We start from the raw sequence: 11,781 nt of genomic DNA, 5'->3' as shown, positions 1-11,781 counted from the left end.
CGAAGAGGGAGCGATGACGCGATGACCCCTGGAGTGTCTGCGAGCGGCGCGGAGCGGCTGCCGCCCGTCACGATCCTGGACGGCGGCCTGTCGACGGCCCTCGAGCAGCAGGGGGCCGTCGTGGACGGTGCGCTGTGGACCGCGCGACTGCTCGCGGACGAGCCGGAGCGGATCGCCCGGGCGCACCGGGACTTCTTCGCGGCAGGGGCGGACGTCGCGACCACCGCGACGTATCAGGCCAGCGAGCGCGGGTTCCTCGCCGCGGGATTCGATGACGACCAGGCCCGTGCTCTGATCCGCCGAGGAGTGACGATCGCCTGCGAGGTGCGCGACGAGGTCGCCTCGCTCCGCCCCGGACTGCGGGTCGCGGCGTCCGTCGGCCCGTACGGCGCCGTGCTCGGCGACGGCTCGGAGTATCGCGGCGGCTACGGGCTCTCCGCGGCCCGGCTGCGGGACTTCCACGCCCCGCGGCTGGAACTGCTCGCGGAGGCCGGACCCGACCTGTTCGCCGTGGAGACGATCCCGGATGTCGAGGAGGCGGTCGTGCTGGTCGCCCTGCTCGACGACCTCGGGCTTCCGGCCTGGTTCAGCTACTCGGTGCGCGGGACGGCCACCTGCGCCGGTCAGCCGCTCGCCGACGCCTACGCCGCTCTCGCGGACTCGTCCGCGCTGATCGCCGCGGGGGTCAACTGCTCGGACCAGGCGGACGTGCTCGGAGCGATCACGACGTCGGTGCAGGTCACAGGCCTTCCTGGTGTCGCGTACCCGAACCGCGGCGGCGTCTGGGACAGCGTCGCCAAATCCTGGTCGCAGGGGCACACCGTCGACCACGCGCTGATCGGCGGATGGGTCGCGGCCGGCGCCCGCTACCTCGGCGGCTGCTGCGGATACGGCCCGGCCGACATCACCGGCCTCGCGAAGGCCCTGGGCGACTCAGTCCTTCCGTGAACCGGGGCCCTGACCCGGATCCCGGTCCTGTCGTCAATCGGTCCGCGGACGCGTGCCGGGGAGCTGGCGGGCCTCGTTGGTGTGGGAGTCGATGATCGCCGTGCTCAGCGCCTCGATCGGCGCACGCGGAGCCGCCGGGTCGTCGATGAGTGCGAAGTCGAGGGTGCCCAGCCGCGGGAGGCCGAGCGTGGCGTCCGCGCGGACCAGATCGGGCGGCATCATCCCGCCGGGGAAGACGGCGACGCCGAGGCCTGCGCGGACGCCGGCAAGGACCCCGGCGATGTCCCGGACTGTGCAGGTCGCCTTCCAGCGTCGTCCCGCGGATTCGAGCGCGGCGACCGCGGCGGCGCGAGAATGACTCGGTCGGGGATACGTGACCAGGGGGACCACGTCACTCGGGTCGAGTCGCAGCGACGGGTGCGCACTCCAGATCAGCTGCTCGCGCCGGACCACGTGGCCCTCCGCGATCCCGGGCTCCTGTCGCACGTAGACGAGATCGAGCGCGCCGGCCCGTAGGCGCCGGACCAATGCGGCGGACTGCCCGACCGTGATCTCGACGTCGACGAGCGGGTTCTTCCGGCGGAAATCGCGGAGGATCCCGGGCAGGTGGGTGAGGGCGAGGTCGTCAGCGGTGCCGAAACGCACCGTGGCGCGTTCCGCCGGGCCGGAGAAGTACGCGTGCGCCTCATCGAGCACGGCGAGGACGCGGCGCGCGAACGCGAGCATCGCCTCGCCGCCGTCGGTGAGGCCGACGCTGTGGGTGTCCCGGGCGAAGAGCGCGCGACCGGTCTGCTCCTCGAGGCGTCGCACCCGCTGGCTGACGGTGGGCTGGCTGATTCCGAGCTGTCTCCCGGCCTCGGAGAAGCTGCGGTTCTCGGCTACGGCGACGAAGCAGCGCAGCAGATCGGGCTCGTACACGCTCGTTCCTCCCGCCGAGGTCCTGCTCATTCACAGATCCGATAACAGTTATGTCCATCATTATCGTGAGTGATCGGGTGGTCCTCCGTACCGTTGAGGTCATGTCTTCCGTGTCGGCCGTGGATCATCCGATCACCGAGCCGCTGCCGGTGCTCGCGACCCGACCGACTTTCCGCGCGACCTTCGCGGCGCTGCAGGAGGCGAACTTCCGGCTCTACTTCGCCGGCCTCGCGGCGACCTCCGCAGCGGGATGGCTGGCGCGGCTGGCCACGGATTCGCTGATGATCGAGCTCACCGGCGATGTCGGCCTCGTCGCTCTGGTCGTCGCGTCGCAGCTGCTGCCGTCCATCGTGCTCGGACCGTGGGGAGGGGTGCTCAGCGACCGCTTCGCACCGCGGCGGACGGTCGTGCTGACCCAGCTCGTCGTGGTGCTGGCGGCACTCTGCCTGGGCGTGCCGGCGATCCTCGGCGCGGCCGGCGTGCCGCTGATCGTCGCCTCCTCCCTTCTGCTCGGCGTCGCGGCGGCGTTCGAGGCACCGGCCCGCGCGGTACTGCTCGTACAGGTCGTCGGCACCCGCGCGCTGCCCAACGCGATGAGTCTGAACGCCGCGGTGCAGCAGCTCGCCGGGATCCTCGGCGCCCTGCTCACGGCCGGTCTCGTCGCGATCATCGGATCCGGATGGGCGCTCGTGGCGGCGCCCGTCGGGCCGCTCGCGGGCATCGTGATGCTGCTCGGGATCCGGCGCTCCGCGCTGCACCCGGCGATCAAGGTCGCCGCCCGGCGGGGGCAGATACGAGAGGCCATCCACTACGTGCGGCGCAAGCCGGAGATCCGCACCGCCCTGCTGCTGATCTCATCGCTCGCGTTCTTCGCGCTCACGGCGTCGATCCTCATGGCCTGGTCGGCGAACGAGCGCTATGGCCTCGGCACGCTCGGCTACACCCTGTTCCAGACGGCGTCGGCGGTCGGTGCTCTGCTGGGCAGCCTGCTGGCGGCACGTCGGCGGCAGCTGCGCCTCCGCGACAGCGCGCTGCTGCTCGCGGGCTCTGGGCTGGTCTGGGCGTTCTCCGGGCTCGCGCCCTTCGCCGGGCTGTTCGTCGTCGGACTGGTCGCGTCGATGCTGATGCGGACCGCCTTCATGATCGGCAACGACTCCCTCACCCAGCTCTCGGCCAACGGCGCGATCCGCGGGCGAGTGGTGTCGCTCTACGTCGTGTGCATGACCGGCATGCAGGCGGCGGGGGCGCTCGCCGCGGGCTGGGCAGTGCACGCGCTGGGTGGCGAGATCACCTTCCTGCTCGCCGGCGGTGCGCCCGCTCTCATCGCCCTCACCGTGGTGCTCTTCCACACCTTCCGCGGGCGCGCTCGCCCATCCGTCGCCTACGGGGCATGATCGGAGTGCATGGCGAGCGTGGATCCTCATCCGCCGCATAGCTGCCTCACAGGAGTTGCGTCGGGGGGACTCGGACCATGGATCCGGGCGTGCGGAGCGGGCCCGGAGGAGGACGGACATGGCGGAGGCGGTGCCGCAGGACGGCGACGGGGCGGGGACCTCCGTCGCGAGCTCCCTGCCCCTTGGCCTGCCTCCCGTGGTCCGCTCCGATGGATCGCCGGCGCGGGCGCTCGTGGTCGACGACGAGCAGGCGCTCGCCGCGGCCGTGGGCGGATCCCTCCGCGCCGACGGCTGGGAGGTGCGGATCGAGCATCGCGGGCGCAGCGCCCTCATCGCCGTGCGCGAGTTCCAGCCGGACGTGGTCGTGCTCGACATCATGATGCCGGACATCGACGGGCTCGACACCCTCGAGCGGATCCGGGCGATCCGGCCCGAGATCCGGGTGCTGTTCCTCACCGCCCTGGACGGTCACGACGACCGCATCGCGGGCCTCCGCGCGGGCGGCGACGACTACCTCACGAAGCCCTTCGCGATCGCCGAGCTGCAGGCGAGGGTGCGGGTGCTGGCCCGCACCGCCGCCGCGATCGCGCGGCCGGCCGAGTCGCAGCTGCGCGTCGGCGACCTCGCCGTGGACAAGGCAGAGGCCACGGCCGAGCTGGGCGGAACCCCGCTCGAGCTGACCCCCACGGAGTTCGAGCTGCTGCTCCTGCTCGCCAACAACGCCGGGCGCGTGCTCCGCCGCGCGCAGATCCTCGAGGCGGTCTGGGGCTACGACTTCGGCACCGAGTCGAACCTGGTCGAGGTGTACGTGTCGAGCCTGCGCCGCAAGCTCGCCGGGTCCGCCGTGCTGAACCTGGAGACCGTGCGGCTGGTCGGCTACGTGCTGCGGGTCGCGGATCCAGAGCCCGGCGCATGAGGCGTCCTCGCAGCCTGCGCCTGCAGGTGGTGCTCATCGCCTCGGCCCTCGTCGCGGCGGTGAGCATCGTCGTCGGCGTGGTCGCGGTGCTCTCGCTGCACGACTACCTGCTGAGCCAGGTCGACGCGCGTCTGAACGGCGCGGCGGCGCGCGGCGCCGACATCGCGGGCGGACGAGGGCCGGGATCGGCGCCTGGCGCGTCGCCGACAGGCCCCGCAACGACCCCGGCTCCCACGCCTCCCACGCGCCCCAGCCGCAACGACGTGGTCGGCGCCCCCGGCCAGTCCGCCGGCACGATCACCGCGATCTTCCGCGACGGCAGGTTCGAGATCGGCGGATGGATCGCCTCGGACGGGGTGCGGCACGATCTCACCGCCGCGCAGAAGAAGCTCCTCGCCGCGCGCCTGCCGACCCGACCCGCGGATCGCACGGCCCCGGTCACCCTCGACCTCGGCGGCGCGCTCGGCGACTACCGCGTGGCCGGGCGCACCACGCCCAGCGGCGTGGGCGTGGTCACGGCGCTGCCGCTCGATTCCGTCACGGCCGTGACCGGACGGCTGACGCTCGTGGTCGCGCTGGTCGGCATCGCCTGCATCGTGCTCGCCATCGCGGCGGCCGCCATCGCGATGGGGCGCGCGCTGCACCCGCTGCGCCGCGTCGCGCACACCGCGGCGGCCGTCACCTCGGTACCGCTGGATCGGGGCGAGGTGCGGCTCGCCGGGCGGGTCGAGGCGCGCGACATCGCCTCCACCGCCGAGGTCGGCCAGGTCGGCACGGCCCTGAACGACATGCTCGACCACGTGGAGAGCGCTCTCGCCCAGCGCGAGGCCAGCGAGTCGACCATGCGACGCTTCGTCGCCGACGCCAGCCACGAGCTGCGCACCCCGCTGGCCACGATCCGCGCCTACGCGCAGCTCTCCGATCGACCCGAGGCGGAGGAGCCCGAGATCCGCGGCAACGCCGCGCTCATCGACGTCGAGGGAGTGCGGATGGGCGCGCTCATCGACCAGCTGCTCCTGCTCGCGCGCCTCGACGCCCTGCCCGCCCTCGCACAGGACGAGGTCGATCTGAGGCTGCTGCTCGCCGAGGCCGTGCTCGCCGCCCGTCTCGCCGGCCCCGACCACACCTGGATCCTGGAGCTCGGCGAGGATGCCGCGCTCGTCCGAGGAGACGCCGGGGATCTGCGCCGCGTGGTCGACAACCTGCTCGGCAACGCCCGCGTGCACACCCCGGAGGGGACGACCGTGCGCGTGCGGCTCGATGAGGTGCGCACGGGTGAGGAGATCGGATCCGTCCGGATCACGGTCTCGGACGACGGCCCTGGCCTCCCCGAGGCCGTCCGCGACACCGTGTTCGAGCGCTTCGCGCGCGGGGAGACCTCGCGCTCCCGCGAGGGCGGCGGCACCGGCCTCGGCATGGCGATCGCCCGCGCCGTGGTCGAGGCGCACGGCGGCACGATCACGGTGAGCCAGGGGCCCGGCGCGGCCTTCGTGGTGACGCTGCCGGTCGCGGGGCCGGACGTGGATCCGGACGCCTCCCGGCGGATTACGCTGGAGGGGTGACTGCGTACGTCTCGGCCTTCGATCTGTTCTCCATCGGTGTAGGACCGTCGAGCTCCCATACCGTGGGCCCGATGCGCGCCGGCGTCGACTTCGCCGCCCGGCTCGCCGTGAACGGCACGCTCGAGCAGGTGGCGCGCGTCACCTGCTCGCTCTACGGATCCCTCGGCGCGACCGGGCTCGGCCACGGCACGCCGGACGCGGTCGTCGCGGGGCTGCGCGGCCTCACCCCCGAGACCTGCGATCCCGCCGACGTCCGCCGCGCCTGGGCCGACTGGACCGATGGATCCCCGCTCGCGCTGAACGGCACGCACGAGGTGGTCTTCGAGAAGGACGACATCACGTTCGAGCCGCGCACGCGCCTGCCGGGCCACCCCAACGCGATGACCCTGCGGGCGCTCGACGCCGACGGGATCCACCTCGCGCAGGAGACGTACTACTCGATCGGCGGCGGGTTCATCCGCCGCGACGGCGAGGACCCCGGCCGGGCGCTGGACAAGGCCGCCTTCCCCTTCGCGTACAAGGACGCGGCCTCACTGCTGGAGCTGTGCGACGAGAACGGGCTCACGATCGCCGAGCTCGCGCGACGCAACGAGACCGCGCTGCGCAGCGAGGAGGACGTTGCCGCAGGGCTCGACGCGATCTGGAACGCGATGGCCGCGTGCGTCGATGCGGGCCTGCACGCCGAGGGCACACTGCCCGGCATCCTCAAGGTCAAGCGCCGCGCCGGAGCGATCCGCGAGCAGCTGGACGAGGTCGAATCCGAAGGGCACCCCGCGATCCCCGGCGAGTGGCTGGGCGCGTTCGCCCTCGCCGTGAACGAGGAGAACGCGGCGGGCGGGCGCGTGGTCACCGCTCCCACGAACGGCGCCGCCGGGATCCTGCCTGCGGTGGCGATGTACTGGTGGCGCTTCCTCGCCGACTCCGGCCTCGGCGCGGGCAACGCGGTCACCCCGTACGGCGAGCTGGTCGGCAGCGCGCTGATGGGGTTCGGCGCCGAAGCGTCGCTCGTCGCCGTCGGCGCGATCGAAGACCCGGACACGCTCGCCGAGGCCAACCGCCGGCGCGGCATCCGCCGCTTCCTGCTCACCGCGACCGCGCTCGGATCCCTGTTCAAGGCGAACGCGTCGATCTCCGGAGCCGAGGGCGGCTGCCAGGCCGAGGTCGGATCCGCATGCGCGATGGCCGCGGGCGGGCTCACCGCCGTCATGGGCGGCACGAACCGGCAGATCGAGAACGCCGCGGAGATCGCCATGGAGCATCACCTCGGGCTCACCTGCGACCCCATCGGCGGGCTCGTGCAGATCCCGTGCATCGAGCGCAACGCGATCGCCGCCTCCACGGCCGTGACCGCCGCCCGGCTCGCGCTGCGCGGCGACGGCCAGCACTACGTCTCGCTCGACGCGGTCGTCGAGACCATGCGGCAGACCGGCCTCGACATGTCCACGAAGTACAAGGAGACGAGCGAGGGCGGCCTCGCGGTGAACGTCATCGAGTGCTGAGCCCGAGGCGCGCGCTGCCGGCACCCGTCGTAGGGTGAGCAGATGAGCACGACGCGTCGCCGCGGGCGCCCCAAGGGGGAGTCCGGATCCCGGGAGCGGATCGTCGTCGCCGCGGAGCACGAGTTCGGCGAGAACGGCTACGACGGCGCCACGATCCGGGCGATCGCCGCGCGCGCGGGCGTCGACTCCGCGCTCGTGCACCACTACTTCGGCGCCAAGGCCGACCTGTTCGCGGAGGTGATCGGCATCCCGCTGCGGCCGGACGTCGACGTCCCGACGATCCTGCAGGGGCCGCGCGACGAGGTCGGCGAACGTGTGGTGCGCTACGTGCTCGAGGCGTTCGAGCGGCCGGATGTGCGCCGCCGCGGAGTGACGCTGATCCGCGTCGCGCTCGGATCCAAGGTCATGTCGCCGCCGCTCGTGGGCTTCCTGTCCCGCGAGCTGATCGGGCGGATCACGACGCGTCTCGAGACGCCCGACGCGGCTCTGCGCGCCACTCTCGTGGCATCGCAGATCGCCGGGCTGATCGTGACCCGCTACGTGGCGCGCCTGCAGCCCATCGCGGACGCGCCGGTCGACGAGCTCGTCGCGCGCGTCGGGCCCACGATCCAGCGCTACCTGTTCGAGTAGGGGCTCCGGCCCTCGCCGGCGCACGCCGTTTCCTCTCGCTGCGCTCGCGTGAACGACCTCAGGGACCTTGACCCGCGACCCCTGCGGATCCATAATTCATCACATGATGAATAACGCGGTGGTGATCGACGGGCTGCACGTGCGGCGCGGGCGGCACGACGTGTTCGACGGCCTCGCGCTGACGATCCCGCGCGGCGAGGTGACGGGGCTGCTCGGCCCGTCCGGTTGCGGCAAGACGACGCTCATGCGCGCGATCGTGGGCGTGCAGCGGATCCGCTCCGGCGAGGTCACGGTGCTCGGCGAGAAGGCCGGATCCGCCTCGCTCCGCCATCGCGTCGCATACGGCACGCAGGGCGCCGCCGTGTACTCCGACCTCACGGTGCGGCAGAACCTGCGCTACTTCGCCGCGGTGCTCGGGGTCGGCCACACCGATGCCGACCGCGTCATGGAGCAGGTCGGGCTGACAGCGTCCGCGGGGCAACGGGTCTCCGCGCTCAGCGGCGGACAGGCGAACAGGGTGTCGCTCGGGGTCGCGCTGCTGGGCTCGCCCGAACTCGTGGTCCTCGACGAGCCGACCGTGGGACTGGACCCGGTGCTGCGGTCGGAGCTGTGGGACCTGTTCCGCCGGATCGCGGAGGCCGGCACGACGATGCTCGTCTCCAGCCACGTGATGGACGAGGCGCTGCGCTGCGACCGGCTCCTGCTGATGCGCGAGGGGCGGATCGTGTCCGACACGACATCCGCCGAGCTGCTGGCGGACACCGGCAAGACCGATCCCGAGCAGGCGTTCCTCGTGCTCATCGCCCGGGACGAGACCGCGGATACGGGCAGCAGACCGCAGACGCGCCGGGAGCAGCGAGAGGCGGCGGCATCGTGAACCCGCGCCGGATGTTCGCGACCGCGGGCCGGGTGCTCACCCAGCTGCGGCACGATCCGCGCTCGATCGCGCTCATGGTGGTCGCGCCGAGCCTGCTCGTCGGACTCTTCGCCTGGCTGTTCACCGACACGAAGGGCGTGTTCGACACCTTCGGCGGAGCCATTCTCGGGCTGTTCCCGTTCATCGTGATGTTCCTGGTGAGCTCGATCACGACGCTGCGCGAACGTCGCTCCGGCACGCTCGAGCGGCTCATGACGACCCCGCTCGGCAAGGCCGACTTCGTGCTCGGCTACGCGCTCGCATTCGGCCTGATGGCGGTGGTGCAGGCCGTCGTCACGGTCGCGTTCGCCGTCTACGTGTGCGGGCTCACCGTGGACGGTCCGCTCTGGCAGCTCGGGCTCGTCGCGGTCGTGGACGCGCTGCTGGGCACCTCGCTCGGACTCCTCGCGAGCGCGTTCGCGCAGACCGAGTTCCAGGCCGTGCAGTTCATGCCGCTGCTGGTGTTCCCGCAGATCATCCTGGGCGGCCTGTTCATGCCGCGGGACAAGATGCCCGACGTGCTCTACACGATCTCGGACTGGCTGCCGCTCAGCCATGCGATCGACGCGATCCAAGCGGTGACCGCCGGCACCGGCGACTGGGACCTGTGGCGTCCGGTGCTGATCGTGGCGGGCTTCGCGGTGGCCTTCCTCGTGCTCGCGCCGCTCACGCTGCGCCGGCGCACGTCCTGAACGCGCGGGTCGAGCACTAGTCGCGCGCGGCGCGGTTCTTCGTGTGGCGGGTCGGTGCGGCCTGCCATGGATCCTCCGGCCAGGGGTGCTTCGGATAGCGCCCGCGCATCTCGGCGCGCACCTGGGCGTAGGGTCCCGTCCAGAACGAGGCCAGATCGTCGGTGATCGCGAGCGGGCGCCCGGCGGGGGAGAGCAGGTGGAAGAGCACGGGCACGCGCCCTCCGGCGAGGCGCGGCGTCTCAGCCCAGCCGAAGCACTCCTGCAGCTTCACCGCCACCACGGGGCGTGCGTCCGGATCGTCGTGCGCGGGGTAGACGATGCGGACCCGCGAGCCGCTCGGCACCTCGAGGCGCTCTGGGACGAGCGCGTCGAACTCCGCCGCGGCGGGCCAGGGCAGGAGGCGGCGGAGCGCCGGCGCGAGGTCGATCCTCGTCGTCGGAGTCCCGGTGGCGAGTGCGTCGATCTCGGGGCCGAGCCAGTCGTCGAGCGCGGCGGTGAGCGCGGTGTCGGAGACGTCGGGCCAGGGGGATCCGAGGGCGCGATGCAGCAGGGCGAGCCTGCGGCGCAGCTGATCCGCGGCCTCCGACCAGGCGAACACGTCGAGTCCTTGCGCGTGCAGGGCGCGTCGCACCGCATCGCGGCCCTCCTCCGCGCCTGCCCGGACAGGCGCGGAGGAGCGCACGATCGCGCCCACCCTGCGCTCGCGCCGGGCGGTGACGCGGGAGCCGGCGAACTCCGCCTCCACCCGATCCGTGATCAGGTGGTCGGCGGCCCGCTCCACCTGGGCCTCGGTGATCGCCGCCGCGGCGCGGATGACGGCCCCTGATCCGTCCGCCACCCGCCCGGAGGCGCGCGCGACGTCGGCGACGGCCAGCCAGTCGACGCCGGCGAGTGATCCCCGAACGCCCGCGCGGGTTCCCGACGCGAGCAGGAACGTCGCTCCGTCCGGGGTGCGCTCGACCCTTCGGGCCACGCGTGCCGGGAAGGCGAGTGCGATCACGAGCCCTGCGTCGTCGACCCCGGCCGCAGCGGGCGTGGAGCGCGACACCGGCGGGAGGAATCGTCGCAGCCGCTCCGCCTCCTGCGCCCAGCGGCGGGCGTCGGGACCCCGGCCGTTCCGGAGTGCGACGAGCGCGGCGGCGACGTCGGCGTCCGGCACGCGCAGGTCTCCGCCGAGCAGCGCGACCACCTCCGCCGCCAGCCGGTCGCCCACGAGCCCGCTGCCCTCGATCAGGGCGCGGGCGAGGCGCGGGTCGACGGGGATCCGGGCCAGTGCGCGCCCCTCGTCCGTGGCGCGGCCGTCCGTGTCCGTCGCGCCGAGATCGTGCAGCACGGCCTGCGCCTCGGCGAGGGCATCGGCGGGGAGCGAATCGATCAGGCGCAGCCCTGCCCCGCCGGGGGCGCCCCAGCACGCCAGCAGCAGCGCGGCATCGGCGAGGTCCGCGGTCGCGATCTCGGGGGCGGGCCGGGCGGGAGCCGCCGCGAACGTCCGCTCGTCGAGGCAGCGGATGACCGTGCCGGGTCCCTGCCGGGTGGCGCGGCCGGCGCGCTGCACGGCGGAGGAACGGGCGGCCGCAGCCGTCACGAGCCCGCTCATGCCGCGGGCCGTGTCGCGCTGCGGGAACCGGGACAGTCCGCTGTCGACCACGAGGCGCACGCCGGGCACGGTGAGCGACGATTCGGCGAGCGATGTGGTGACGATGATGCGCGGCGCCTCGGAGGGGCGCCGGCCGCGGATCACCGCATCCTGCTCCGCCGCCGGGATCAGGCCGTGCAGTTCGCGGACGTCGAACCCCGGCCCGCCGTCGCGGAGGCGACGGGCGATCTCGGCGACCTCGCGGGCGCCCGGCGCGAAGACCAGCACGTCCGCGGCGGGATCCTCGCGGACCAGGTCCCGGGCGGCGTCCTCCGCGGTGCGCGCCACGTGATCGTGGAAGCCCCGGGTGACGCCGCGCTCGTCCAGTCGCGGGACCGGGCTCGGCGCCCAGCGCTCCGTGAGCGGATGCGCGGGGACGGTGTGCTCGACGATCGGCGCGGGCGCGCCGGTGCCGCCGATCACGGATGCGATCCGGGCGGCGTCGAGCGTGGCCGACATCGCGACGATCACGAGGTCGTCGCGCAGCTCGCGCACCTCCCCGAGCAGGCCGATCAGGAGGTCGGTCTCGAGGGCGCGCTCATGCACCTCGTCGATGACGACGGCGTCCACGCCGTCGAGGCCGGGATCGCCGAGCATGCGGCGCAGCAGCACGCCCGCGGTCACGAACTCGACGCGCGTGTCTCGGCTCACCGAGCGCTCGCCGCGGAAG

The 11,781-nt window shown here is 73.2% G+C and carries 10 protein-coding genes; 8 read left to right on the top strand and 2 right to left on the bottom strand.

The features are described 5' to 3' along the window. Positions 1 to 21 precede the first annotated feature (21 nt). Positions 22 to 948 carry a homocysteine S-methyltransferase gene (mmuM, locus tag B7X32_RS01400; protein WP_292714945.1) on the top strand — a complete coding sequence of 309 codons (927 nt, stop codon included), beginning with the start codon at positions 22 to 24 and terminating at the stop codon, positions 946 to 948. Positions 949 to 981: 33 nt separating this feature from the next. Here the strand turns inward: mmuM and B7X32_RS01395 are convergent, their stop codons facing one another. Beyond that, complete coding sequence (locus B7X32_RS01395; RefSeq protein WP_366246930.1) at positions 982 to 1,896, bottom strand: LysR substrate-binding domain-containing protein; 915 nt, start codon at positions 1,894 to 1,896, stop codon at positions 982 to 984. A gap of 71 nt (positions 1,897 to 1,967) precedes the next feature. On the opposite strand from B7X32_RS01395, the gene B7X32_RS01390 reads away from it, so the two are divergent. The 7 genes from B7X32_RS01390 (at position 1,968) to B7X32_RS01360 (ending at position 9,475) form a co-directional block, all read left to right on the top strand. After that, positions 1,968 to 3,260: an MFS transporter gene (locus B7X32_RS01390; RefSeq protein WP_292714943.1), complete on the top strand. Its 1,293-nt coding sequence runs from the start codon at positions 1,968 to 1,970 to the stop codon at positions 3,258 to 3,260. Between the two features lie 118 nt (positions 3,261 to 3,378). Beyond that, on the top strand, positions 3,379 to 4,176 hold the full coding sequence (locus B7X32_RS01385) for a response regulator transcription factor (protein WP_292714941.1): 798 nt from the start codon (positions 3,379 to 3,381) through the stop codon (positions 4,174 to 4,176). Then, a complete protein-coding gene (locus B7X32_RS01380; protein WP_292714939.1) occupies positions 4,173 to 5,738 on the top strand; it encodes a HAMP domain-containing sensor histidine kinase in 1,566 nt (521 codons plus the stop codon). The genes B7X32_RS01385 and B7X32_RS01380 overlap by 4 nt, the downstream gene beginning before the upstream one ends. Continuing rightward, entirely contained in the window at positions 5,735 to 7,237 is a 1,503-nt protein-coding gene (locus tag B7X32_RS01375; protein WP_292714937.1) for an L-serine ammonia-lyase, iron-sulfur-dependent, subunit alpha, read from the top strand. Before B7X32_RS01380 ends, B7X32_RS01375 begins: the two co-directional genes overlap by 4 nt. Before the next feature lie 42 nt (positions 7,238 to 7,279). Next, positions 7,280 to 7,867: a TetR family transcriptional regulator gene (locus tag B7X32_RS01370; RefSeq protein WP_292714934.1), complete on the top strand. Its 588-nt coding sequence runs from the start codon at positions 7,280 to 7,282 to the stop codon at positions 7,865 to 7,867. 103 nt (positions 7,868 to 7,970) lie between these two features. Then, positions 7,971 to 8,744, top strand: coding sequence for an ABC transporter ATP-binding protein (locus B7X32_RS01365; protein WP_292714932.1), 774 nt, complete (start codon positions 7,971 to 7,973; stop codon positions 8,742 to 8,744). Then, positions 8,741 to 9,475, top strand: coding sequence for an ABC transporter permease (locus B7X32_RS01360; protein WP_292714929.1), 735 nt, complete (start codon positions 8,741 to 8,743; stop codon positions 9,473 to 9,475). Before B7X32_RS01365 ends, B7X32_RS01360 begins: the two co-directional genes overlap by 4 nt. Before the next feature lie 16 nt (positions 9,476 to 9,491). Here B7X32_RS01360 and hrpB read toward each other — a convergent pair. Next, on the bottom strand, positions 9,492 to 11,781 hold a 2,290-nt coding region (gene hrpB, locus B7X32_RS01355; RefSeq protein WP_292714926.1), incomplete at its 5' end, for an ATP-dependent helicase HrpB.

Source organism: Microbacterium sp. 13-71-7, from assembly GCF_002257455.1.
In the GTDB taxonomy this organism is placed as follows: Bacteria; Actinomycetota; Actinomycetes; order Actinomycetales; family Microbacteriaceae; genus Microbacterium.
Note: the sequence above shows the minus strand (reverse complement) of the source record. Positions and strands in the feature narration are given on the sequence as shown.

Coding starts and splice junctions, on each gene's coding strand:
- mmuM (WP_292714945.1), top strand. CDS start 22: ATGACCCCTGGAGTGTCTGCGAGCGGCGCGGAGCGGCTGCCGCCCGTC.
- B7X32_RS01395 (WP_366246930.1), bottom strand. CDS start 1,896: ATGAGCAGGACCTCGGCGGGAGGAACGAGCGTGTACGAGCCCGATCTG.
- B7X32_RS01390 (WP_292714943.1), top strand. CDS start 1,968: ATGTCTTCCGTGTCGGCCGTGGATCATCCGATCACCGAGCCGCTGCCG.
- B7X32_RS01385 (WP_292714941.1), top strand. CDS start 3,379: ATGGCGGAGGCGGTGCCGCAGGACGGCGACGGGGCGGGGACCTCCGTC.
- B7X32_RS01380 (WP_292714939.1), top strand. CDS start 4,173: ATGAGGCGTCCTCGCAGCCTGCGCCTGCAGGTGGTGCTCATCGCCTCG.
- B7X32_RS01370 (WP_292714934.1), top strand. CDS start 7,280: ATGAGCACGACGCGTCGCCGCGGGCGCCCCAAGGGGGAGTCCGGATCC.
- B7X32_RS01365 (WP_292714932.1), top strand. CDS start 7,971: ATGATGAATAACGCGGTGGTGATCGACGGGCTGCACGTGCGGCGCGGG.